Source organism: Paenibacillus sp. FSL R5-0517, assembly GCF_037974355.1.
Taxonomy (GTDB): domain Bacteria; phylum Bacillota; class Bacilli; order Paenibacillales; family Paenibacillaceae; genus Paenibacillus.
On the sequence record NZ_CP150235.1, the window covers coordinates 1,737,577 to 1,760,905 of the forward strand.

Sequence of the window (23,329 nt, forward strand, 5' to 3'; positions counted from 1 at the left end):
ATGCGTCGAGTCGTGAATCCAGGAACGTTATACAACAGAATCAAACACAATGCAAACTATTAAAAGTGAATGGAGATTTATGATGAGATTAACAATATATAATTTGATTAAATGTGGATTTTTTTCAGATAATCTACCATCTCAAGTATTTACAAGTATTGAAATAGCAGACTTTCTTAAAGCTAATCCATCAATGATAAATTTGAGTTCAACAAGTTTAAAATCTAGGAAAATTGAATCTACTCCTTGTTTATTTATTTCAAGTTACAAGAGTGACCTTGAAAGGAGAATTATAGCTATCCCTCACATAGATTTGTATCTTATGCTTTGCGAAGCTATTGAAAAACATAGAAGAGTTATAGAATATAAGCTTCGCCAAAATCAACATTCGTACTCTAATATCATTGCACCTAATCAAATCAGAGGGTACAAAGTATTCTCTAGATTTATGAAAAATTATCATGACCGCACTATATATTCTGCTGGTTACAAGTATCTTTTAAAAATTGATCTAAGTAAATGCTATGAGAACATCTATACGCATAGTCTAACATGGGCTTTATATGGTAAGGAACAATCAAAAGATGAACTTAAAAAAAGTCCATCACTAAGAAATTTGACATACGCAAGTTATGATGAATTTGACAAGTTAGTTAGATCTATAAACAATAATGAAACTAAAGGTATTCCAACAGGTCCTTTGAGTTCTCGAATTGTTTCGGAAATTATTTTGACCTCTATTGATGAGATTTTAAGTGGGAAAGGGCACCATTTTAAGCGTTATGTGGATGATTACAACTTCTATTTTAGAACTGAAAGTGAGATCAATGAATTTATCCCTCTATTTCAAAATATACTTTATGATTACAAAATGCATATTAATACTGAAAAGACACAAATAAGTAAATATCCATATCAGTTGAACCAAGACTTTACCAAAATTCTAAAAGAACATGATTTTTCTAAAGACGGATACTTAAAATATATAGAGAAAATGATAGAACTTCACCAAAATAACAAAGGTGTTCTAAAATACGGTTTGAAAATTTTAAGTAGCCACACTATTCCAAATAAAGAGAAGAAACTTGTCTTCTCGCACCTAGTTAATATAATTTTATCATTCCCTAATATGGCTGAATATGTACATAATGTAATAATAAACAATAGCTTCACTTTTGATAGATCAATACAACAGAATATAAACAACATATTAGCAAGTTGCCTTAATTACAAACATGAACTTGAAACCATATGGCTACTTTGTGTAATGGGTTCTCTTAATATGGAGATTGAAGTGAAGAATCTTGTTAATATTATTGTCCATGCTGAACCGTTATCTACAATTATGGCTTTAGACTATGTTCAAAAGAAAGGCTTGAATAGAGAGAATGAAATTAAAATTAGTAAGAGTGATTTAAAATCTAAACTGATAAATGAAACTATCTATGGAGATAAGTGGATTCTCATATACGAAATTAACAGAAATCAATGGATTACAGGATTAAAGAAAATGCTAAATCAAAGTAGACTTTTAACTGAGGCATTAAGTAATAATGTGCGTTTTTATCTTAGCCCCTTTAATTAAATGGAAATGATCCTAACGTAGCTTTGGTCTGTTAGAGTTCGTAGAGGGATTTCAGCATACAACTTCTTCGGAGTTCATGAACAAAGAAAGTTATTTGACATCTAAAATCTACAAAGATTAGTCTTTTAAAAGTTAAAAATTTAATAAATTGATGAGGAAGAAGGAATGAATAGTGCTACGTGATATAGAAGAAATGTTGAATAAGGTAGAGAGCCCAGAAACTAAAGTTCATATGTCTGAAGCTCTAAGATGCTACAATGCAGGTTCTTATAAAGCATGTGTAATCATGAGTGTGATATCAGCAATCTATGATTTGCATATGAAAGTAAAAGCAATGGCATCGAGCGATTTAGCTTGTAGAGAACTTGATGATAAAGTAGAACAGAAAAAACGTGATCTAGAGGTTTATGAGAAATATTTAGTAGAACAATGTGCTACAGCTGAAATTGATATGTTAAATAGCAATGAAGCTAAAGAATTAATACGGTGCTTGGACACGAGAAATGATTGTGCTCATCCTAATAGTTTTGTATGTTCGCCAGAAAAAGCTAGAGATGTTTTTACATCAGTGATAGATATATTGTTATCTAAACCTGTATTATTTGGTTTCCGACATATGAAGGGATTGATAGAAGAACTTGAAGAAAAGTCGTTTTTCCCTGTTAAAGAACCTTCTAGAATCAGGGCGATTGTAGAAGAAAGATTAATAAAGTTTCATCCTAAAGCATTTAGTTCATTATTGAAACTAATATGTAAAGTTACCATTGCTCCGAAAACAAATACTCACAAAAAAAACTTGATTTATTTTTTAGCTTATTCTTTGCAACAACTACCACATGAATATGAAAGTATTATCTCGCCATTAATTGAAAAGGATCAGAATGAAAATGAATTGCTTGAATTGTTATATGAAAATATTGAAATAATAAATCATTTAAATGAGAGCAGTATAGAAAAGATAATATTCAAACTGAGTGCTAATTTAGATGCTATTGAAGTTGCAAACAGGGAAAGTTGGGTGAAAATTGTATTATCTTCACGTTTACAGGGAAATGAGAATCATAGTAATTCAATAGTAGCATCGCTTACTAGATTTAAAAATGCACCTAAAATTAATTGTGTAAAGTACAATTTCATTTACGATATTATAAAAGACGAAAATTTTGATGTTGTTTTTCATGAAAAAATAATGAAAAGTATGAGAAAAGAATTTATTTTAGAGCATTATGAAGACAGTGATTTTATCAAATTAATAATAGCTATGAAGGATAGATTTCAGTTTGAACACTGGATTAAAGTTATAACTAAAAACATAAATAATTGGGATTTCAATGTTGCAAATAAAGCTGTACTTTTATTTAAGCAAATTGATAAAGAAGTATGGATTGACTTAGTCTCAAATGAATCTAAGTATGATTTAATTTCAGCTATTATGCGAGAAGCATTAAAAAGCGGATACAATTCTCATAGTTGTAGGGACTTATTTAACGAATTGTCAGATTCTTATTCTGAACTAATTAGAAGCTTTGTAGTAGAGTTATTCAAATTTAATGAATCTTTTGAAAATGAGAGAGCAGTTATGGTAAATCTTAATGAAAAGTATAGAGATACCACAATATCGTATATTAAATATCAAGAAGACTTAGCTAGCAGTATTATTGAGAAATTAGAAGAATGGAACTGTGAAAACGATGAAGTGGATTTGAAGTATGTATTTGAGAAATTAAAATGATAATTTCTAAATCGTGTTTCATTAATACTAAAAAAGACGTCATATAACATAATATTCACGATGCGGACATTCATCCTGGGTCCGGCATAAGCTGGGTCGTGAATACAATAACGTTTACGAGTCATCAAAATTTTGTTTCACTGTCAGATATCTTAATTATAAAGATTGGAAAAAGTAAACATCTTGGATAGATACTATTTAGGGAAACGGTTGCACTTAACCTTAGTGTAGCTGTTTTTTTATAGACTTATTCGATATCCGCATTAAAACGATTATAATTTCTCGTACAATTAGAATGTTCTAAACTGACCATGTCTAGCATTAACAAGACATGTCGCAATTTAAACCCATCAGAGAGGTGGATGTATGAGCCGGTTGCTTGACTTATTGGAAGAGGAACGGCGCAAGCTCAATCAGCTTGGAGAGGCATCCTTGAAGCAAGCGATTCCGTTGTGGGACAATCCCGAGGTTCAGGAACAGAGCCGAAAAGTGGATGAACTGGTGGCACGAGTTAGTGAAATGAAGGCGAGACATAATCGAGTTGTACGATGATGAGTGAGAGTACATAATGCGTAGGGGAGGAGAAGCTATGGATTTTCCACCGTGGATGCAACGAGCGATTCAGGCAAGGCTGGATGAGGTATCTGCTCTAATCGAACATGATCCTGAACTTAGTCGTGTACGTGGGGAAACAGACGAAGCGTTCGAAGCTTTGTTTGCTAGCAAAGATGTCGAGCAGACACCTGAATATGCTGAGTGGGAGAGTCGATACATTGTCACCAAAGGGATAGAGAATGAGAGGTTGTACATGCAAGGACTGAGGGACGGCATTCAACTCACAGTATCCTTGCTAGGTGTGTCGATGCCGGAGGAGATTGATACGAAGGCTTGATCCACTAACGCGAACCCATAAGACAGGGGAAGCGACCTCAATCTCTATCTAAAAAAACAGCCGAAGCGTGTAACTATCGCTTCGGCTGTTTTTTTTAATTCTCTAATTTTCCAAAATCCAAATCTTACTTCGCACTTACTGACTTAAACCAATCATTCACTTCTTGCGTGATCTGATCTCCGCCATTGGATTTCCAGTTGGCGACGAATTGGTCAAAGGCATCAATTGGCAGATTGCCGTAGATGATTTTGTTGAAGGTTTCCATCTCGGACTGGCGGAGAAGGTTCCATTTGGATACCATGGTTGGTGTTGCAGCGCCAGTGAAATAGTTTTGTTTACGGATGTCGATCTGGGACATCACGACTTTACCTGCATACCAGTTTTCCGGTTTACGGAATTCGGCCATTTGTTTCTCGTACGGTGTTTCAGGCTTCTCGCCGTTGGCCAGCTTCACGAGTGTTTTCATGTACAGATCCGGGATACGTGCTGGGCCGGTCAGGAAAGGGAATTCGTTGGAGAAGTCTTTGATCTTCTCTTTGTCACTGGTCGGTTGTCCGTCAATGATATCCCAGTCGTAACCTTTGGCGAAGCCGTATTCGTACTCACTGCCCGCTTTCGGGTTCGCAAGGTTATCTAACAGGTAGTTGTAATACAGGAAGATGGCTTCTGGATGCTTCGCATCCTTGTTGATCATGATACTTGCGTTGACACCAGAGTTCTGCCACTTCGTACCGATCTTGCCGTCTGGGCCAGCTGGAACAGGGTAAGCTTTATACTTTGAGCCAGGTACGTTCTTCAGCAGGTCAGGTGCAGGCCAGTCCGGTACCCAGTTTGCGCCAGGCAGAATGCCCGCTTTGCCAGCTGTCCAGCTTTCAGCGGATTTGCCTTCGTCCCACAGAGCGGAGTCAGCGTGGATATAACCTTTATCCATCCATTCAGCCAGCTTGGCAAGAGCTTGTTTGGCACCCGGGTTAACGGAGCCGTACTCGAGATTGCCGTTTGCGTCTTTGTTCCATTGCTCCTCGATTGTGCCGTAAGCACCGAACAACCAGTCGAGCTGACCCATCCAGGTGTTGGTGTTATTTTTCAGCGAGATTGCCAGCGGGAATACTTTGTCTGGAGACAGACCGTCCGGGTTCTCGTTTTTGAATTTGTCCATGATGTTCTCAAGATCTGCAATGGTTTTCGGAGCTTCCAGGTTCAGCTTCTCCATCCAGTCCTCGCGGAGCCAGAGCAGTGTATCGTCGTTATCGGTGTACTCCATGATCGGCATGTTGTATTTCTTGCCGTCCTTGGTGAACGGATACCACAGTTCAGGATGTGCTGCTGCGTGATCTTTCAGGGTCTGACTCGCGTACTTATCGAACAACTCATCGATGGCGATGAATTGACCGGAGTCGATCAGCTGATTGGTCAGTACCGCATTGGTGGGTACGGTGACGAAATCAGGCAGCTTCTCGCCAGAGGCGATAGCCAGTTGCAGCTTTTGTCTGTATTGATCGTCATTGGCCGGATACCAGGTATCTTTATGCTTCATACCCAGCGTTTCGAGCATCCAGCGATCGTGCACGTTATTTTCTTTGGTATCCCCTTGCACGTATTTCTTCGGCATTAATACCGAACTGAACTCGATGGGTGGGTCATATTTTCCTTTGGCAAAAGCAGCTTCTGCTTCCGCTGAGCCGACAGTTCCCGGCGTATTATCGGTACCATTGTCACTGGCTGTCTCGCCACTGCCGCACGCAGTGATCGTGATAAGCGCGATAACCATGAGCAGTGACCACCATGTTTTAAATTTGATCATTGTTCAATCCCCCTACGGTGTATGATCTTTAAAAATGCGTGTTCAAAAAGGCCGGTTTTCAGTACCGAGAAGATGGGATGAGGCTAGAAATGGAGTAGCGGAGCGTAGATAGAGCTACGTGAGCAACTACAATGTTTCCAAAGGAAACATACTTCGTAAGCCTCCCGCTTATTTCGGCTGAATCCTATATTCGATGCTGATGATGCCGCTAGGCATCCTTCGTAATCAAAAGCGGACTCTTTGAACAACCTCTACAATGTAACTGTACCAATTTGGGCGGGAGGGCATCTATATGAGTTTGTTAGTTTCCATAGGACTCTATTAGTGAATGTGCAAATGAAGTTCAAAAAATTCGGTTTTCAGTCATGTTATTTATGCTGGTCTCTGTATTCCTGCGGCGTAACGCCGAATTGACGCTTGAACACTTTGATAAAATAAGCCGGGTCCATATAACCAATCTCCATGCTGATTTCATACACTTTTTTGGTGGTCGTCACCAGCTTGTGGCAGGCCCGATCCATGCGCAGACGCGAGATATAATCACTGATGCCTTCGCCGGTTTCGATTTTGTAAATCTTGGACAGATGGGTTGGGTGCAGATTCACATGATCTGCAAGCACACGCAAAGATACATCCAGATGCAGGTTTTTATCTGTAAAATCCTGAATCTTCTTCACATAATCCGAACGAATGTCCTTGATCTCATTGGATGTGCCTTCCTTGAGTTTGCCGAGCACGCTGAGTGACCATTTCCGCAATTTGCTGATGGTAGCGAAAACTTCGCCACTTTGCAAATCCTCAACATCATTTCCCATTAAAGTGGTCAGAGTCAGCTTGTTTCGGTGGGCGATGTTGGTGAATGAAGCTGTAATGAGGAAACCTGCCTCCATGCAGTGCTCCCAGGATTCCGACCATTTCTCATCCAGCTCTGCGCAGACCGCGAGGATTTTCTCTTCGGCGGCATCCCACTGTCCGCTTTCCAACAGACTAATAAATGTGGGCGGGGTGTACAGCACATCCAAAGGACCTTGCGCCGCAGGTGTCTCGACATCGCTAACGCGCATGACAAATTCGCGTTCGTCGCCGACGATCTGCCGGAAATAGGCGGAAGCCTGACGGAAACGATCGTAAATCTGTTCCGGGAAGGTGAACCACTCGGTGATAACGATGGAGAGGGAGCCTTTCAGAAACTGTTTTACTTTGGATTGAAGCTGAATGGACAGCTTCTCCAGCATGGTTTCTTTGCCAATATCGCCTTTCCGTTCTTTCAACTGAAGCAAAAACACCAGATATCCGTGCTCCTCCTTCACGCCCCACACTTCCATAAACTCACCCATAATCTCTTCCGCCATGTTGATGATCGCATATTCGATCAGGGTCTGATCATTGCTGTCATAGTGTCCGAATTCTTCTTCCAAACGAACCAGCATTAACGCGGCATCCCCGGTGTGAAAAGGGAGATCGTAATTGGCGAGTTTCCGCTCCCATTCGGCAGCGGCGATTCGTTGTCCCTGCAAAGCCCCAAGGAGCAGTCGTCCTCGCAAATGGGGGAGATTCTCTCGCAACGTAAACTGGGTCCGTGTCAGTGAGCTGACCAGTTCCCATTCATTGTTCAATTGATCGATCGCCTTCTGCACAGCACCCATTAGTTCATCGTCAGTGGGCGGCTTCAGCAGATAGTCTACGGCTTCGAACTGGATGGCTTTTTTGGCGTAATCAAATTCGGAATACCCGGATAACAGGATGCATTTTATCTTTTTGTCCCGGATGCGGATGCGTTCGATCAGTTCTATGCCTGTCATTTCGGGCATCTGAATGTCCGAGATCACGATATCAATGGGGTGGGTGTCGATCATCTGTAGTGCTTCGTGTGCCGAGTATGCTTTATGCACATGTTCGATCCCGAGCGTATGCCAGGGCTTGGTCATGGACAGGTTATCCACCCAATGTGCTTCATCGTCTACGATCATCATTTGCATGGTGTTTGTCTCCTTGGTGGTATACAAGTCTTAAAAGTTAAAATCAATGGATGCTTTTGTGAACGAGGTCGCTACGGATTCGAAGGGTTCTTTCGATCGCTGTTCAAGCCCCATTTTCTGAATTAGATGATTATAAGGTTAAAATGATACTTGAAAGGCGAACACTTCGTTTCTACAGAATCCCTTCAATTCTTCGCTTTGGTTCACGTAAAGTCTAACCCTTTATTTTAAAAATGAGCCCTATATAAAGGTTGAATTTGTAATAAGGGCGAAGGCTGCGATTCTAGTGCAGCCTTTTTAGTAAAAGCCGCACAAGAAAACAATTCCGAGCACTCCGTTTCTTCAGGTTTTTTCTGTCCTCTGCGTTATCGTGTACATGATCTTGTTCAAAATCAAATAGTCAACTCATCGTTCGTATCATATCAATTCGTATCGGTATTACCTTTTATCGGAATCTGTGTCCTCTTTTGATATCTCCCAGATGATTTCGGTTCGGAATCCGCCAAGTGGGGATGGGCCGAATAGGAGGTAGGAATGGCTTCCGAATGTGTGCATGATTCGTTGGTTCGTATTCCAAAGGCCGCAGCCCATTTCTTCCTGTAAAGGTTCCTGCATCTTCAAGTTCAGCGCTTCGTACTGTTCCGGGCTTAGGCCTGGCCCATCGTCGTCGATGTATATTCTGCCAAAACCGTTCTTGCGCTCCCCGGTAATTCGGATTTCCCCGGATGAATAGGACTTCGCTACACCGTGTATGACGGAATTCTCAACCATCGGTTGAAGCATTAATCGCGGCACCGATTGGGCAAGCATGTCCTCAGGGATAGCGATGTGATATTCAATCCGACCATTGCGCAGCTTCTGGATATCCAGATAGTTGATCAGCAGCTTGATCTCTTCCTGAAGCGACGATGTCTCCTTTTCCATACGGGTGGTGTAGCGATAATACGCACTTAGATTATGCGCCATGGACACCACGGCTTGCTCGTCCTTCATCTGGGCCATGTTGATGATATAGCCTAGACAATTATATAGGAAATGCGGATTGATCTGTGCTTGTAATTGCTTTAGTGTAGCTTCCCTGGCTCTAATCTTCTCATGGAACACATTCTCGATCAGATCCTGAATCTGATGGGACATATCGTTGAATCGGCGGAACAGGAATGAGAATTCATTCTGGTTTTTGCTATGCAGTCGAACAGAATAATCGCCTTGCTCGACGCGGCGTAAACCTTTGATCAGCTGTTTGATCGGATACTGGACATTTCGGTACAGCAGGATGGAAGCCGAGATGCCCACAACGAGTAGCAAAATCATACTGGTGTAGAACAGATTCTGACTGAGCGAGATGGGTTTCAAAATCTGATACAGCGGGATGACGTCAACCAGATGCCAATCCAGATAGGTGGACTTCACGGAGCTAACCAGATATTTCTTTCCGTTCAGTTCGACCACGTCCTGTGTGGTATCCTCTGGCGAGTGCGTATCCAGATACTGAGTGAGTGCTGCGGATAATTGCTTGTCCGCGCTGCGATTCAGAATGGGTGCATTTCCTTTGTGATATAAGAAAGGATCGCCTTGTCCGCCGGCTTTATACGTATCCAGCATATTCTGAATATTCTCATAGCTGAAGCTGGCTTCAATCACCAGATTGCTTCCTGTGAGCATTCCAGGTTGGGCAAGGGAGTCCGTAAAGAACCAGTAGAAGGATTTCATCTCATCCTGTGATTCGGCACTTTGGTCCCCATAGGTCCATTGTCCGCTCATATTTTTTTTCAAATACGCCTCATCATATCCTGTAGTTCGGTTGTAGTTGGCGATGACATCCTCATTCTGCTGTGAATACACCGCATATCGGGTAGGCCATATATCGGTAACGCTCGTCTGAAGCGTCATCTTCTCCTGAATCACATAACGGGTCTGCATCCGGTCATATCGATCATCCCACATGTTCAGGCCGTTGAAGGCTCTGACATTCGGATCACGGGAGAGAATCAGGCTGAAATCCATCATCTGATTGATACGCGAGTCGATCTGACTGGACAAGAACGTGAGCTGTTTCGTGTTGGAGATCTGCAATTCTTTGCTGACGACATCATAGGTGACGTTGTTCGAGTAGGTGTACATGATCAGAATGGGGATGAACAAGACCACAATTAACAGATTTATTTTGGCAAACAGACTGAATCGGGATCTGGTTTTATTTTGAAAAGGCATGAAGCGCTTCCATATATACATAAAAAGTCTCCTTCTAATTCGTGTGTAAACAACTGTTTCTAGGATGGCCCTAACAAAACACTATCAAGCCTAACAATGTTATATAGCAGACCTCAGTATGGCTTGATACTATTTATATCAGAGAACCCCATCACACACAAAAACTTTTTTTGGGAACAGGAGCAGTGCTATGGAGGCTAAATTGGAGGGTAAGCGGGTCCCGCAGGCAAACGTTGGGAACAAGCTGGAAAAAAAGAGAAAAAAACGCTACAAACAGCCATGGATTCTGCACTTCATGGTGTTGCCGGCGGCCATTATGGTCTTTATATTTTCATACATTCCGATGTCCGGGATTTTGATGGCATTTCAGGATTATAAACCTGCACTGGGATTTTTCAATTCCGAATGGGTAGGGCTAAAGCACTTCAGGTACATGTGGGAAAATGATTATTTCCTGCAAATTACGTGGAACACGCTATTTTTTGCCTGTACGAAGATCGTCATGAATCTGATCATTCCGTTTGTCTTCGCCTTATTGCTCAACGAGGTACGGAAGATGGCACTGAAAAGAACGATTCAGACGCTCGTGTATCTACCGCACTTTCTGTCTTGGGTAACGTTATCCGGTATCCTGATCGACATTCTGGCCCAGACGGGTATTGTCAATCAGTTCCTGGTTTCGGTATTCGGCATCAAGCCGATCTTCTTCCTGGGGGATGGCAGCTGGTTCCGATTCACGATTATCGCGAGTGATGTCTGGAAAGAGTTTGGTTTCAACACCATCATCTTCCTTGCGGCATTGTCCGGCATTAACCCGGCTCTATATGAAGCGGCTGAAGTGGACGGCGCAGGACGCTGGAAGCAAACGATGTATATTACCATCCCGGCACTTATTCCGATTGGGATCGTCATCGCGACCCTGGCACTGGGGAACGTGCTTAACGCCAACTTTGACCAGATCTTTAACTTATATAGTCCATTAATTTACCAACAAGGCGATATTATCGATACGTTTGTGTATAGAGAAGGTCTGCTTAGTGGGCAGTTCAGTTTCGCTACCGCTGTGAATCTGTTCAAATCGGTCATCAGCCTGATCCTGATTGTGATCTCGTACCGACTGGCTTACCGATTCGCCGGATACCGAATTTTCTAGAGAGGAGGACGAACGAATGTATCATAAAACGATGCCTTACCGCATATTCAGCATATTCAACAATGTGTTACTGACCCTGCTTTCACTGCTCTGCTTGCTGCCTTTGTATCACTTGCTCATGGTATCTCTTAGCGCATCTGCACCTGCGAATGCTGGTCTCGTCACGTTCTGGCCGATTGGATTTACATTGGAGGCGTATGCAAAAACATTTGCCAATACCAACTTCCTCTCCTCCTTATGGGTATCCGTGGAGCGGACCGTACTCGGTACAGGGCTTGCGTTAATCGTCAATACACTTGCAGCCTATGCGCTGTCCAAGGAGACGCGGGTGTTCCGCGCACGTAACATCTATCTGTGGTATTTTGTCATCACGATGCTGTTCAGCGGTGGCCTCATTCCGGGGTATATCCTGATTTTGAAGCTGGGTCTGATGAACACATTGCTGGCCTTGATCCTGCCGGGATTGGTTGCGGTGTTCAACATCATTCTGCTGCTCAATTTCTTCCGTACCGTTCCGAAGGATCTGGAGGAAGCTGCATTTATCGATGGCGCAGGACATTTCCAGACGTTTATCAAAATCTATCTGCCGGTCTCCGTACCTGTTATTGCAACGGTTTCACTCTTCATGATGGTTGGGCACTGGAACGCATACTTTGATGGGATTATCTACATCCGTGATGCGGAAAAGCTACCACTCGCGACATTCATGCAGACGATCATCGTGCAGGCCGACATGTCGAAGCTTGATCCGGAAGCGGTGAAGAACCTGTCCCAACGGACCATTCGGGCTTCGCAGATCTTTATCAGCGCACTGCCGATCCTGCTCGTGTACCCGTTCCTGCAACGGTACTTTGTAACGGGGATTGTGGTTGGTGCTGTTAAGGAGTAGGGAACGTAAATGTAAACATGTGTTGCTCAACTGAAAGGAATGTATTATGAAAAAGGAGTTACTGAACTGGGGAAGGCCAGGGAGGTGGCTTCTTTTTTGTGTATGAAAAAAGAACGCTGAATATATGTAGTGTATTACCTTTATTTGAATAAAATGGTACATTGGAAGTTGATGAAAGAGTTGTTTTATTAAGCCGAGAGGATGAATACGATGATGGATCAAAACTTGAAACAAGCAATAGTCAGGGGAGAAACTTCGCTGGGCATTGAATTTGGATCCACACGAATCAAAGCTGTACTTATTGATCACCATTTTAATACCATCTGTTCCAGCAGTTATGAGTGGGAAAATCAATTGATTGACGGTTACTGGACTTACCATATGAATGATATGATTCACGGCTTGCAACAAACCTATTATCAATTAAAGCAAGAGATTGAAACAAATTATGGTGTAACGATACAAAAAATTGGCTCAATCGGATGTTCTGCCATGATGCAGGGTTACATTGCACTTGATCAGGCAGGGGAGTTATTGGTTCCGTTTCGTACATGGCGTAATGCAACAACGAGTATGGCTGCATCGGAGCTAACCGAGAAATTCCAGTTTAAAATTCCAGAGCGCTGGAGCATCGCACATTTGTATCAAGCGATTTTGAATGGAGAAGAGCACGTAGCTAACATCAATTATATTACGACACTATCGGGATACATACATCGGCTGTTAACTGGCAGTAAAGCTATAGGTATAGGGGATGCCTCAGGCATGTTCCCAATTAATGAATCCACACTGGAATATCATGAAGGTATGGTGAAAAAGTTTGACGATATCATTGCCGATAGAGGCCACGCGTGGAATCTTAAAGATATTTTACCTAAAGTGTATACTGCCGGTGAACATGCCGGATATCTTAGTGCAGCTGGTGCCCGACTGTTAGATCCATCAGGCAGCTTGGAATCCAATATTCCACTTTGCCCTCCGGAAGGCGATGCTGGAACAGGCATGGTTGCTACGAATAGTGTCCAAAAATGTACGGGCAACATTTCCGTGGGTACATCGATTTTTGCCATGATTGTATTAGAGAAAAACCTATCTGCGGTATACCCTGAGATTGATATTGTCACTACACCTGATGGCAATCCTGTGGCTATGGTGCTTGCGAATAACTGCTCCAGCGATATTAATGCCTGGGTCGACTTGTTCCGTGAATTTTATGTGGCGATGGGGATGAAACCCGATATGAATCAGTTATTTAGCGTCTTGTTCAATGAAGCGCTGAAAGCTGACGCGGATGGCGGTGGCTTACTGAGCTACGGCTACTATTCAGGCGAGAACATTACAGGAATTGCGAAAGGTCGTCCGTTGTTCGTGCGTTCTCCAGAGAGTCGCTTCAATCTGGCAAACTTCATGAGAGTCCATCTGTTTGCTGCATTTGCTGCACTCAGGCTCGGACTGGATATTCTCACACAGAAGGAGCACGTAACGATTGAGCACATATGGGCGCATGGCGGATTGTTCAAAACCCCACTTGTCGCTCAAAAAATGTGCGCATCCGCACTGAATATTCCCGTTTCGGTCATGTCTACCGCGGGCGAAGGCGGAGCATGGGGAATGGCTATTTTGGCTTCCTACATGGTGAATAAGCAGCAGCATGAGGGTTTGGCGGAGTACCTTACTACTAAGGTGTTTATTGATGCAGAAGGACAAGAGGTTTCTCCAAATAGCGCGGATGTGAATGGATTTGCCTTGTTCATGGAGCGTTACACTGAAGGACTGGCCATTGAGCAGTCAGCAGTAGATCATTTCGTGGAAAATGGGAAGAAAGCCTGAGAATCAATCATATTTCCTGAAAAGAGAAAACTGGAACGAAGCCCGTTGCCTACGCTATGCTACCCTGATATAATTCCGATATATCTATCGTATTGGGGGTTATGACGTGGCAATAGGGATAATGCCGGATTGCTCGTTCGCTAGAAAGCCTTACGCAAAGCCTGAATAGGGGCGGACTTTGTGTAGGGCGCGACAAAAATGAGATCGTTTGCCCTGGAATCAACATCAACATCATGGTTCAACCCGCAGGCTTTGCACCTTACTTTATTTTCCTAATAAATATAAGGGGCTGAAAGCCATGCAAACACCATTTATTCACAATCATCAATTCAATTATATTCAAAAACAAACTGATTTCCTGCTCAAAACGCTACGCTCGGTCGTGGACCCCAAAGTGTTGGATACGGTCCGTTATACCGTCAGTACGAATGCCGTTGGCATCTTCGATGATCTGACGCCGGAACAAAAGCAACTGCTGGAGCAGTTATCCACGTATGAGAAGACACATGAGTTGCAGACCTATCTGAACCAGCTGGAAGCATATCTGATTCCATTTCCGCAAGTATCCGCGAAGCAAATTCAGAAGCTGTTTCCCAAGGTAAAGAAGCTCAAAGTGCCGGGTCTGGAATCCATCGATTACGCACGTACAACTTATCTGAGATGGACCGACATTGCTACCGATCGCTTGTTCATCATGTATCCGCATGAAGGCAGATTCCTGGGTATTGAGGGACGAATTACGGCCACGAACAAGAAAGGGTACTGTATGTTTTGTCATCGTCATCAGGAGCTCGGCTTCTTCAACGTGAAGACCAAGAGCTATACGCCGGACAACATTTCTTCCGTGGCCCAGTATGTATGCATGGATAACACAGCTTGCAACCATAGTATTGCCGATATCACTATGTTGGAGAGGTTTCTTCTCTCGACAGTAAAATAATGCAAGTGAATTGCAAACAAGGGATACTGTTTGAATAGAAAATGAGTTAAAAAAGAAACTAGACAACCAGAGTGCCGAAAATGGCAGAGGCGAAAAAACCAGAATCATTAATGAAGCTCTGAGACAATACTTCAAGTAACAGTATAGGATTGCATACCACCACTTATTGTTTACGCATATGTTTACGTTTACGTATACGTATGTATAGTCTCTATAACCCACCAGCGATTTCAGGGTAGACGCAAAATGCGCGCCCCGATTAAGTATCGGCACGCGCATAGTTTTTTACTTGGTAACAGTTGCTATTTTGGTGAAAATACTTGCGTTTGAATTCTGTGAAAAATTGATTTCAGCTGGAGAAAAGAATGATGTTGCGTCTGGTTTAATGTAATTGCCCAGATAGGGCCTATCAATACTAACATTCGCTCCATATTTATAAGCCTGCCATAAGAACTTTGAGCAATAGTTTTTTGTTATATCACTCATCTTATATCCGCCCGCTATCGTATACTTCTGAACTTTTGAATAATTAAGCCTTGCCCACTTCCCGGCTTTTGCAGGTTCTTGAAATGGACCAAACTTTCCATGAGGTCCGTATCTATATACTTCAATTTTAGAAGAAGCCGGAAAACGGGACAAATATGAGGATAACGTCTCACCTGTTGCACCAGAAGGAACGTCATTTGCTGGGGTTGAGTGGTATATCTTCCTATCATCGCCTACTATAGCAACATGTCCAACAAAACCGCTATCCCATCCTTTGTCACTATATAGCACGTCACCAGGTGTTACTGAAAAATTACTCCCAGGATAATTTGAGGTTGCAGCACTTGCATTCATCGGGAAAGCAAATAGAATTAAAGTGATTGATAACAATAACGAAAGGGATAAACTAACCGTTCTTTTCATAAAATTTCTCAGTCCTTTATGTGGAATTTTATTTCAATATAAGAATATCATAAGAAAGAAGGAAAATAAATGAAAAAATATCTTTTAATAACTCTCTGCATAGTTATCTTAGTATCCTTGCTTCTTATTCTATTTGTTAATCTAGAAAAGAAACAATTAAAAACCGAAGTAAATGACTATTTACTTCAAACCGGTTATAAAAATTCTGATATAACATCAATTAAGACGTTTTTCGGAAGAATGCCGTATTTCTCTGCTAGAGTTGTATTTAAGGATGAAGAAAATGTTGAATATTTTTATGTGAAAGATTCAGGTGAAATTAAACAGTTTAGTACACCACTCGTAAATGGATCGAGAAATTATAGCGATAAAGACCAAGATTTTAAACATTTGGAACAATAAATAGCACACCTCTCTCGTAATGAGTACAGGATGTGTTCTCAAACTCAGAGAGTTGAACAAAAAAACACCGACGAGTGGTATTAAGACTGCCCCCCTTTAAGTAACACTAAAAAAACCTCCATGTTTCCATGGGGGTTCAAGTGACACTTGGAGGGGATATTTTTATGGCGAAAAAAGAGACGCTCAAATTGAAGAAACCACCGCTTTTACGCTCCTTCACGTATTTGACTCTAAAAGTTATTGTTAGATTAATCCCTAATAAATCTAGACACACAGGCAGGGTCGCTCTTCGGAGCGACCCTTTGACCGTGTTCAAGCGTAGTTGTTCCCTTACCGTAAACGAGAGAGGTTAGCGTGCTGGTTAACGTATTTTATTTTATAAGGAAGGCTAGAAGCCACAGAACGTACCACAAAACTTCAGGATTCATATTTGGGGCTCATACCTTTTTCTCATAACATCATGGAGTTGGAACATCGTTGGCATAGTTCACTCCCAAGTGATGCGCATGGTGTAGCAGTGCCTCATAATGCTCAGGCTTGGATTCCAACGTTTCATATAAAAACTCAACCCTCGATTGGGACACGCCGCAATAATCGGCAATCCCCACATTGAGCAGATTGGCGATCGATTGACCATAGTTGCGCTTATGCATCTGTTCTTCCGTCACACCCGAAAGAGAGATCCACAATATCTGTTGATGAGGAAGTTTGTTCTTTCCATATGCAAACCCGTTGTTCATGACACGATCCACATAACCTTTCAACATGGCTGGCAGATGCCACCACCAGAGGGGAAACACAAAAGCCACAGCATCGTGCTTCTTCAAACGCTCCATCTCGTTGACAACCTCAGGTGAGAACACTTGATTCTCTTGGGTATAGTCGGGTTCATCCTTTTCACGAAGAATCGGGTCGAATCCAATTCCATGCAAATCCAATATTTCATAACCGTGACCAGCCTCGGTAAGCCCTTTTGCAAAACGTTCAGCTACCTGGAAGGTCAACGAATCTTTACGCGGGTGGGATACGACAACGAGTACGTTCATCTTAACTTTCACTACCTTTCTGGATTGCGGTCTTGTAGCCATAATTCAATGGCTGATGCTATTATAAACAGGTATGAAAACATCTGGAAGTACGCACTTTGATGTTCTATAAGAAGAATAAAGTGCCATAGGAACATTGAAGTACCCTAAATGCATGCCTCGAAATGAGCTTAAAAATAGAAAGAAGAACAGCAAAAAGATTATATTTTCATCTGGGATACAACTGGATATGGAGGGGTTCAAAAATGACGGAACATGGAGAAACAAGTGCTCCAAAGAAATATAGAGTAGGCGTGGAAGCGGCTTTGGAAGTGATGGGTGGGAAGTGGAAGCCATTGATCATTTATCACTTAATGACTGGACGGAAACGCACGTCAGAGCTTCGACGATTGATACCCGACATTACGCAGAAGATGCTGACAACACAGCTCAGAGGTCTCGAAAAAGACGAGATTGTGCAGCGCAAGGTATATTCGGAGGTTCCTCCCAAAGTGGAGTATGAGTTAACGGATTACGGCTGGGGACTTAAGCCTGCCTTGGACCATTTGTGTTATTGGGGAGAAGATCATCTGGACAAAATCCACGGGGATAAGTTTAAGGTTCTGGAAGACTTTGATTCCGAAGAGAAGGGGGCGGGAAGATGAATGGTGCGGAGCACGCGAAACAGGCAGTGCCCTTTCGTTGTGAAGGCGTGGCTGTAGTTCTGTTGAAGAAGAGCCACGATCAATACCGTGTACTGATGTTAAAGCGGGCTGGTCGGATGTTGCATAATGAATGGTGTTATGTTGGCGGCGGGATAGAGAAGGGCGAGAAGGCATGGGAAGCTGCACTGAGAGAAGTTCACGAGGAAACAGGCATTACGGAAGTACGGTTGTATTCTGCCAATCAATTCGAACAATATTATTCATCCAAGGAAGATTATATCTATACCGCTCCCGTATTCGTAGGATATGTGGATGAAGGCCAGCCTGTCCGGTTAAATCATGAACATACCGAGTACCAATGGATGACGTTTGACGAAGCCAGGGAAAATGCGGCATTGCCCGGCATTAATGATATTTTGCATTTTGTTGAAAAGCATTTTGCCAGAAAAGCCCCTTCCAAGTGGCTTCGGATTCATGGAGAATGATTAGGAGGTAAGACTTATCACATACAAGACGATTTATCCAAGAGCATGGTTGAGCCTACTATGTATGTTGGTCATTGAAGTCATACTTTTGAGGGATGGTATGTACGATAAAAATGGGTTTCTGAAGTACTCCCTGATCGCTATATTGACCTATATTCTGGTTTATATCGTTTTCCTGATCTGGCGTTTATTTTTCACTAAACCCAGTATTACGCTGGAAAGCGATCATGTGATTTCTACGAAACATCAGAGATATGATGCATCTCAGATTGAGTGTATTTATATGAATTACAGACGAATTGGCATCAAACTCTATGGTAAACGGTTAGTGCCGATCGATCTATGTTTTTATTTTAACGAGGTCAGGAGACTACAGGCGTAGAAGCGGTACATGAATGGGCGGCGCGAAACGACAAAGAAATAAAGCACAGATTTTTTCAAACCTTGGCGTAGACCCGTACGTCTGTTGAGTATAAGGAATGGTTAAGGCTGAAGATAGGGGAGGCGTAGCAATGCAAACCATAGAGCAGTTTCTAACGAGTGATTGGTATACACAGGTAACAGCTGAAATCATTCAGCTTAAACCTCAGGTCCAATTTGTCGAGCATGCCAGTTTTGAAGCATCCTTGCTGATGGATTCATTTAATGAACGGAAATATGTGCTGGAGGGTTTTGGCGTCTCGGCTCCAACCGAAGAAGAGTGCATACAGTGGATTATGGAGCAGATGGACGGAAATAAGGACCACATCATGTCCTATGTTCTGGCTCGCTTAACATTCAGTGAGCAATTAGACGATGATCCAGATGGAGAATTTTCAGAAGGCGAGGAGCTTGAGGCAGGAGATCGATCTGAAGTGGTCGAGGTATTAGGTTTTACGAGATCTGTTATCGCTAACACCATCATTGAATATGATATGGTCAAAAACCATCCGAAACAATTAACAGCGTTTTTTAAACGCACACATATTCCAGGTGCAGCTAAATTCTCGTCACAAATAAAAAAGCTTTACGCTTCAATCGCAAAGTAGATTCTAGAAATCAGTAGGAGAGATGCCCATGAGATATCTAACGAAAGAATGGTATGAGCTTTGTCAGCAGACACATCTTCATTTTGGATTAAGAGTACATAACGGAGCTTACGAGTTCGATGAGAATCTATTTTCAAGGCTGTATAAAAGAAAGGAAAAAGCGCATGTAAAGCAGGAGCGAGAGTTATATAATTTGGACCCACGTTACATGCTCGAGCATGATGGACAGGTGCTCACTCGCGTAGACAAAGCTTTCGGTGAGGAAGAAGTGAAAGAAGAGGATCAGATCGTTTACCACATGCCTCCGGAACAAAGAGCGCATATCGAGAAACTTATTGCAGAGTATGATGTACGCCCTCCGTTTGATGAGAAGAAATGCAAAGAAGAGTACAAAGAATCAATGGAATGGAATTTTCGATATAAGGCAGAGAAATTGCCACAGAAAATCGTTGAACAAATTGCGGATATCCGTGTGTTTACGTTGGGCTACTGTACTAGAGAAGTTATGCTACAGCTAAAGAAACAGAGCGCAGAAAATAGGAGAGAGATGGAGCGTGTATCGGATGAATACCGGGAAGTCATTATAGCACAGGATATTCCGGATGAAATTCGTAACCGGGTTCAATTTCATGATTGTACAGTGACGGAACTACTGACAGGGGATGAAGTGCTCATTCGTTTTGACACCCGCGGGGGCTTCACCAATATAAATAAACTTACGCTGGTTGCACCCGAAATCCTTAAGCAAGACGGTGGGATTATAGGCACTTACTGGTTGTATCAGGAGCTGTATCGGATCGATAACGGATATGAGCTTCATGTTCTATTTGATGGAGAGAATATGCCTGAGCTAATTGTTCGCTGTGCTGACATTCTGGTAGAGGAAGAATGAGAGAGAGTCACTGAGGATGAATATGGAGGAATTATAGTGAAAATTAGCACCATAGAAACCAAATTAGGTTCTAGATACGATGAGTTCGATCCTGAACAGGATGGGAATAAAAATACGAGATTTGCTGACATCATAATTGATGGCACATCGCTCTATCAAAGGCTGAAAAAACATGATCTGATCCCTTGTCTGGGATGGGGAAGCAATGAATATCAAAGACTTCTTATTGATTATTTTTTACTTAAAAAGCCACATGAATCCCTGTATGATAGATATCCGATTTTAGTATGTCCCTGGTGTGGGGATGAAGAATGTGGGTTTATCTCTGTAAAGATTGATAGGGAAGATGATGTTGTGATCTGGAGAGATTTCATATTGAATGACAAGAAACTGCAGGTGGGCCCATTCTTTTTTGATTGGGAAAATTATAAAAAAGCCATCGAAAGTACGTTTGGTACGGCGGGAATTCAGTAAGGGAAAATAGTGATATCCTCAAACATATCGAAATTATATTAAAAGTACTAGGCACCATCATGGTGATCCTGGGGGTGATATGGTTTTGGTTCTCAGAAGAGTTTTACAATTTAGTTTTTTGACAGCAAGGAGTTGAGCAACAATATGGAGTTATTCTGGGCTTTAATCGTACCACTTATAAGTATTATTGTAGTTCTTATCTTTGCGGCAATCATACGTTATGCCGTAGATTCATCCAAAACATCGAAAAAGTTGGACGCATTAATTAAAGAAGTACACTATCTTAAAACTGAAATCAAAAAACAGCAACACCATAAGCAGCAAGATAATAGCAAGCATATTTTTGACGAAAAAGTATAGGGAAATAATTTTAGATCAGAGGCGAGAGATACAATAATATGTTCTCAGAAAGGAACAGACCATGATGAAAGCAAATGGGAATGTACAAGCTGTTTTCATAGACAGAGATGGAACCATCGGTGGTACAGGGCATTTTATTCATCCGAGAGATTTCAGATTATACCCCAATGCTCAAGAAGCCATTATGTGTTTGAAACGAGAAGGAATTATGGTACTGGCGTTTACGAATCAATATCGAATCTCACGTGGAGAAGTAAGTGTTCAGGATTTCGAAGCGCAGTTTCGCGAGTATGGATTCGATCACTCCTATATATGTCCACATGAGCAAGAATGCAGTTGCCGAAAGCCGAAACCTGGAATGTTACTGCAAGCTTCCGAGGAACACGGTCTGGATTTATCCAAATGCATCGTTATTGGAGATGTGGGAGATACAGACATGCTTGCTGCCCATGCTGTAGGAGCGACCAAGATCATGGTGAGAACAGGTTGGGGGGAATCTTCACTAACCCAATTTAGAGACAAATGGTTAGAGACTGAACCTGATTATATCGCAGAAGATATTTGGGATGCCGTACAATGGATCATTCATGGAAGGGAATCCAGAGAATAAAAAAACAGGAGGTAACTGTGTATGGGCATGTCAGACTATTACAAAAACCTCAGGGACAAGATCGGCAACGAGCTTATTTTTATGCCGGGTGTCGCTGGAATTATCCGAAATGAACAAGGGGAGATCCTGTTCGGTCGTAAACATAACGAATCAACCTGGGGCTTGATTGCCGGAGCCATTGAGCTTGGTGAGACACCGGCGCAAGCGATGGTGAGAGAGGCACTGGAAGAGACAGGTCTAGTTGTTGAACCTGAGAAGGTTATCGGGGTATATGGTGGTGAAGAGCAACGTTTTACTTACAGTAATGGTCATCAGGTCGAATATTTGACTATCGTATTTGAATGCAGGATCCAATCTGGGCAACTCATGCCCGATAATGAAGAGATGAAGGAGTTGCAGTTTTTCCCCGAGGATCAGCTTCCACCCGTGGCAAACCAGTATCCGGATTATATTTTTAGTTCCAAGCAAGAAGAACGAGCCCATTTTGAAAGATAACCCACTGCGCAATTGGAAGCTAACCTCGCCGCATGTTTACCAAATGAATCAAGATCCTAGTTATATGAGGAGAACTATATGTTAATCAATCCAACGGTAAATGAGATCAATAACTTATTCAAGATACATCATATCAACGAAGTGATCACTGAAATTCAACGTTTGTCAGGTACCACCGCTGGACATGTTTATCGGTTGAGTACAAGTCTGAATAAGCACTATATATTAAAATCGGATGAACCTGAACAGATACATATTGCCCAGCAGTTTTTGGAGACGTATAAGAATTCTTCGTTATTGCCTGAAGTTTTGTTGACTGCTCAGGACAACACTTATCTAATTTACTCCTATATCGAAGGCACAACCCATTTCAACAGAGGACAGAAGAGAGACTGGTTAACTCGTCTGGTGAAAGAGCTGTTCAATTCATATATGCGTTCTACAGATACGAAATCATGGGGCAGAATGGAGTTCCCGCAGAGGACATGGAAAGAATTCAATCAGATTAGCATTCATGAAGCGAAGATGAATATCGGAAGTATGTTAACGACAGATGATTATCATCTGGTTCAATCCAAAGTGGATCGCCTGTTTCTTGAAGAAGAAGAGAAGTTTCTTTTGCATGGCGATACGGGGGTTCATAATTTTGTATACGATCAAAATAAACTCATAGGCGTTATTGACCCTTCTCCAATGGTTGGGCCTATCCTCTATGATTTCTTGTATGCCTTTAGCTCTTCGCCAGATGATATCAACACCGAAACCTTATTTGCTGCGTTCGATCTGTTAGAGCAGGTGGAAATGGACAAATCCAGATTGATCGAGGAAGCTCTGGTCCATCTCTATTGCCGAATTGGGCTGAGTAACAAGCATCATCCGGATGATCTGCCTGAATACTTGAAGGCATGGGATAAATGGAAGCGATTATGTGAGGAACTTTGATCTAGCAAAAGTTTCTACAGCTAT

At 42.1% G+C, this 23,329-nt stretch carries 23 protein-coding genes; 18 read left to right on the forward strand and 5 right to left on the reverse strand.

The features are described from left to right. Positions 1 to 49: 49 nt before the first annotated feature. From MKX40_RS07675 to MKX40_RS07690, 4 genes are all read left to right on the forward strand, one after another. Positions 50 to 1,585, forward strand: a complete 1,536-nt coding sequence (locus tag MKX40_RS07675; RefSeq protein ID WP_339188914.1) for an RNA-directed DNA polymerase — start codon at positions 50 to 52, stop codon at positions 1,583 to 1,585. A 172-nt stretch (positions 1,586 to 1,757) separates the two neighbouring features. After that, positions 1,758 to 3,317: a hypothetical protein gene (locus MKX40_RS07680; protein ID WP_339240573.1), complete on the forward strand. Its 1,560-nt coding sequence runs from the start codon at positions 1,758 to 1,760 to the stop codon at positions 3,315 to 3,317. Positions 3,318 to 3,683: 366 nt separating this feature from the next. Beyond that, the gene (locus MKX40_RS07685) at positions 3,684 to 3,869 is read left to right on the forward strand and encodes an aspartyl-phosphate phosphatase Spo0E family protein (RefSeq protein ID WP_339240574.1); all 186 of its coding nucleotides are present in this window, start codon (positions 3,684 to 3,686) and stop codon (positions 3,867 to 3,869) included. Between the two features lie 37 nt (positions 3,870 to 3,906). Next, entirely contained in the window at positions 3,907 to 4,209 is a 303-nt protein-coding gene (locus MKX40_RS07690) for a hypothetical protein (RefSeq protein ID WP_339240575.1), read from the forward strand. 124 nt (positions 4,210 to 4,333) lie between these two features. On the opposite strand, the gene MKX40_RS07695 is transcribed toward MKX40_RS07690, so the two are convergent. The 3 genes from MKX40_RS07695 to MKX40_RS07705 all read right to left on the reverse strand — a co-directional run bounded on the left by MKX40_RS07695 (position 4,334) and on the right by MKX40_RS07705 (position 10,227). Further along, complete coding sequence (locus tag MKX40_RS07695) at positions 4,334 to 6,013, reverse strand: ABC transporter substrate-binding protein (RefSeq protein ID WP_222216034.1); 1,680 nt, start codon at positions 6,011 to 6,013, stop codon at positions 4,334 to 4,336. 368 nt (positions 6,014 to 6,381) lie between these two features. Further along, entirely contained in the window at positions 6,382 to 7,992 is a 1,611-nt protein-coding gene (locus MKX40_RS07700) for a response regulator (RefSeq protein ID WP_339240578.1), read from the reverse strand. A 438-nt stretch (positions 7,993 to 8,430) separates the two neighbouring features. After that, positions 8,431 to 10,227: a histidine kinase gene (locus MKX40_RS07705; protein WP_339240581.1), complete on the reverse strand. Its 1,797-nt coding sequence runs from the start codon at positions 10,225 to 10,227 to the stop codon at positions 8,431 to 8,433. Positions 10,228 to 10,501: 274 nt separating this feature from the next. Here MKX40_RS07705 and MKX40_RS07710 point away from each other — a divergent pair, with 274 nt between their 5' ends. From MKX40_RS07710 to MKX40_RS07725, 4 genes are all read left to right on the forward strand, one after another. Then, positions 10,502 to 11,359 carry an ABC transporter permease subunit gene (locus MKX40_RS07710; RefSeq protein WP_179086446.1) on the forward strand — a complete coding sequence of 286 codons (858 nt, stop codon included), beginning with the start codon at positions 10,502 to 10,504 and terminating at the stop codon, positions 11,357 to 11,359. 16 nt (positions 11,360 to 11,375) lie between these two features. After that, complete coding sequence (locus tag MKX40_RS07715) at positions 11,376 to 12,248, forward strand: carbohydrate ABC transporter permease (RefSeq protein ID WP_339240582.1); 873 nt, start codon at positions 11,376 to 11,378, stop codon at positions 12,246 to 12,248. Positions 12,249 to 12,461: 213 nt separating this feature from the next. Next, entirely contained in the window at positions 12,462 to 14,078 is a 1,617-nt protein-coding gene (locus tag MKX40_RS07720) for an FGGY-family carbohydrate kinase (protein ID WP_339242976.1), read from the forward strand. A 298-nt stretch (positions 14,079 to 14,376) separates the two neighbouring features. Continuing rightward, positions 14,377 to 15,018, forward strand: a complete 642-nt coding sequence (locus MKX40_RS07725) for a FusB/FusC family EF-G-binding protein (protein WP_339240583.1) — start codon at positions 14,377 to 14,379, stop codon at positions 15,016 to 15,018. 285 nt (positions 15,019 to 15,303) lie between these two features. Here MKX40_RS07725 and MKX40_RS07730 read toward each other — a convergent pair whose 3' ends face one another. Then, on the reverse strand, positions 15,304 to 15,927 hold the full coding sequence (locus MKX40_RS07730) for a CHAP domain-containing protein (protein WP_339240585.1): 624 nt from the start codon (positions 15,925 to 15,927) through the stop codon (positions 15,304 to 15,306). A 69-nt stretch (positions 15,928 to 15,996) separates the two neighbouring features. Here MKX40_RS07730 and MKX40_RS07735 point away from each other — a divergent pair, with 69 nt between their 5' ends. Further along, complete coding sequence (locus tag MKX40_RS07735) at positions 15,997 to 16,329, forward strand: DUF3139 domain-containing protein (protein WP_339240587.1); 333 nt, start codon at positions 15,997 to 15,999, stop codon at positions 16,327 to 16,329. Positions 16,330 to 16,787: 458 nt separating this feature from the next. Here the strand turns inward: MKX40_RS07735 and MKX40_RS07740 are convergent, their stop codons facing one another. After that, positions 16,788 to 17,375, reverse strand: coding sequence for an NAD(P)H oxidoreductase (locus MKX40_RS07740; protein ID WP_339242978.1), 588 nt, complete (start codon positions 17,373 to 17,375; stop codon positions 16,788 to 16,790). A 245-nt stretch (positions 17,376 to 17,620) separates the two neighbouring features. Between MKX40_RS07740 and MKX40_RS07745 the strand changes: the two genes are divergently transcribed. The 9 genes from MKX40_RS07745 (at position 17,621) to MKX40_RS07785 (ending at position 23,305) form a co-directional block, all read left to right on the forward strand. Next, positions 17,621 to 18,019, forward strand: a complete 399-nt coding sequence (locus tag MKX40_RS07745; RefSeq protein WP_339240590.1) for a helix-turn-helix domain-containing protein — start codon at positions 17,621 to 17,623, stop codon at positions 18,017 to 18,019. Then, positions 18,016 to 18,504 carry an NUDIX domain-containing protein gene (locus MKX40_RS07750; RefSeq protein WP_339240591.1) on the forward strand — a complete coding sequence of 163 codons (489 nt, stop codon included), beginning with the start codon at positions 18,016 to 18,018 and terminating at the stop codon, positions 18,502 to 18,504. Before MKX40_RS07745 ends, MKX40_RS07750 begins: the two co-directional genes overlap by 4 nt. 512 nt (positions 18,505 to 19,016) lie before the next feature. Beyond that, positions 19,017 to 19,532 carry a hypothetical protein gene (locus tag MKX40_RS07755; RefSeq protein WP_339240592.1) on the forward strand — a complete coding sequence of 172 codons (516 nt, stop codon included), beginning with the start codon at positions 19,017 to 19,019 and terminating at the stop codon, positions 19,530 to 19,532. 28 nt (positions 19,533 to 19,560) lie between these two features. Further along, entirely contained in the window at positions 19,561 to 20,424 is an 864-nt protein-coding gene (locus tag MKX40_RS07760; protein ID WP_339240593.1) for a DUF4085 family protein, read from the forward strand. A 33-nt stretch (positions 20,425 to 20,457) separates the two neighbouring features. Beyond that, positions 20,458 to 20,898 carry an oxidoreductase gene (locus MKX40_RS07765; protein WP_339242980.1) on the forward strand — a complete coding sequence of 147 codons (441 nt, stop codon included), beginning with the start codon at positions 20,458 to 20,460 and terminating at the stop codon, positions 20,896 to 20,898. Between the two features lie 144 nt (positions 20,899 to 21,042). Continuing rightward, positions 21,043 to 21,258: a hypothetical protein gene (locus tag MKX40_RS07770; protein WP_339240594.1), complete on the forward strand. Its 216-nt coding sequence runs from the start codon at positions 21,043 to 21,045 to the stop codon at positions 21,256 to 21,258. 61 nt (positions 21,259 to 21,319) lie between these two features. Next, positions 21,320 to 21,868, forward strand: coding sequence for an HAD-IIIA family hydrolase (locus MKX40_RS07775; protein WP_339240595.1), 549 nt, complete (start codon positions 21,320 to 21,322; stop codon positions 21,866 to 21,868). Positions 21,869 to 21,889: 21 nt separating this feature from the next. After that, entirely contained in the window at positions 21,890 to 22,363 is a 474-nt protein-coding gene (locus MKX40_RS07780; protein WP_339240596.1) for an NUDIX domain-containing protein, read from the forward strand. Positions 22,364 to 22,441: 78 nt separating this feature from the next. Further along, positions 22,442 to 23,305, forward strand: a complete 864-nt coding sequence (locus MKX40_RS07785; protein WP_339240597.1) for a phosphotransferase — start codon at positions 22,442 to 22,444, stop codon at positions 23,303 to 23,305. Positions 23,306 to 23,329 lie beyond the last annotated feature (24 nt).

Excerpts from the sequence above, each read along its gene's own strand:
- MKX40_RS07675 (WP_339188914.1), top strand. The coding sequence starts at position 50 with ATGCAAACTATTAAAAGTGAATGGAGATTTATGATGAGATTAACAATA.
- MKX40_RS07685 (WP_339240574.1), top strand. The coding sequence starts at position 3,684 with ATGAGCCGGTTGCTTGACTTATTGGAAGAGGAACGGCGCAAGCTCAAT.
- MKX40_RS07690 (WP_339240575.1), top strand. The coding sequence starts at position 3,907 with ATGGATTTTCCACCGTGGATGCAACGAGCGATTCAGGCAAGGCTGGAT.
- MKX40_RS07695 (WP_222216034.1), bottom strand. The coding sequence starts at position 6,013 with ATGATCAAATTTAAAACATGGTGGTCACTGCTCATGGTTATCGCGCTT.
- MKX40_RS07700 (WP_339240578.1), bottom strand. The coding sequence starts at position 7,992 with ATGCAAATGATGATCGTAGACGATGAAGCACATTGGGTGGATAACCTG.
- MKX40_RS07705 (WP_339240581.1), bottom strand. The coding sequence starts at position 10,227 with ATGTATATATGGAAGCGCTTCATGCCTTTTCAAAATAAAACCAGATCC.
- MKX40_RS07710 (WP_179086446.1), top strand. The coding sequence starts at position 10,502 with ATGGTGTTGCCGGCGGCCATTATGGTCTTTATATTTTCATACATTCCG.
- MKX40_RS07715 (WP_339240582.1), top strand. The coding sequence starts at position 11,376 with ATGTATCATAAAACGATGCCTTACCGCATATTCAGCATATTCAACAAT.
- MKX40_RS07720 (WP_339242976.1), top strand. The coding sequence starts at position 12,462 with ATGGATCAAAACTTGAAACAAGCAATAGTCAGGGGAGAAACTTCGCTG.
- MKX40_RS07725 (WP_339240583.1), top strand. The coding sequence starts at position 14,377 with ATGCAAACACCATTTATTCACAATCATCAATTCAATTATATTCAAAAA.
- MKX40_RS07730 (WP_339240585.1), bottom strand. The coding sequence starts at position 15,927 with ATGAAAAGAACGGTTAGTTTATCCCTTTCGTTATTGTTATCAATCACT.
- MKX40_RS07735 (WP_339240587.1), top strand. The coding sequence starts at position 15,997 with ATGAAAAAATATCTTTTAATAACTCTCTGCATAGTTATCTTAGTATCC.
- MKX40_RS07740 (WP_339242978.1), bottom strand. The coding sequence starts at position 17,375 with ATGAACGTACTCGTTGTCGTATCCCACCCGCGTAAAGATTCGTTGACC.
- MKX40_RS07745 (WP_339240590.1), top strand. The coding sequence starts at position 17,621 with ATGACGGAACATGGAGAAACAAGTGCTCCAAAGAAATATAGAGTAGGC.
- MKX40_RS07750 (WP_339240591.1), top strand. The coding sequence starts at position 18,016 with ATGAATGGTGCGGAGCACGCGAAACAGGCAGTGCCCTTTCGTTGTGAA.
- MKX40_RS07755 (WP_339240592.1), top strand. The coding sequence starts at position 19,017 with ATGCAAACCATAGAGCAGTTTCTAACGAGTGATTGGTATACACAGGTA.
- MKX40_RS07760 (WP_339240593.1), top strand. The coding sequence starts at position 19,561 with ATGAGATATCTAACGAAAGAATGGTATGAGCTTTGTCAGCAGACACAT.
- MKX40_RS07770 (WP_339240594.1), top strand. The coding sequence starts at position 21,043 with ATGGAGTTATTCTGGGCTTTAATCGTACCACTTATAAGTATTATTGTA.
- MKX40_RS07775 (WP_339240595.1), top strand. The coding sequence starts at position 21,320 with ATGATGAAAGCAAATGGGAATGTACAAGCTGTTTTCATAGACAGAGAT.
- MKX40_RS07780 (WP_339240596.1), top strand. The coding sequence starts at position 21,890 with ATGGGCATGTCAGACTATTACAAAAACCTCAGGGACAAGATCGGCAAC.
- MKX40_RS07785 (WP_339240597.1), top strand. The coding sequence starts at position 22,442 with ATGTTAATCAATCCAACGGTAAATGAGATCAATAACTTATTCAAGATA.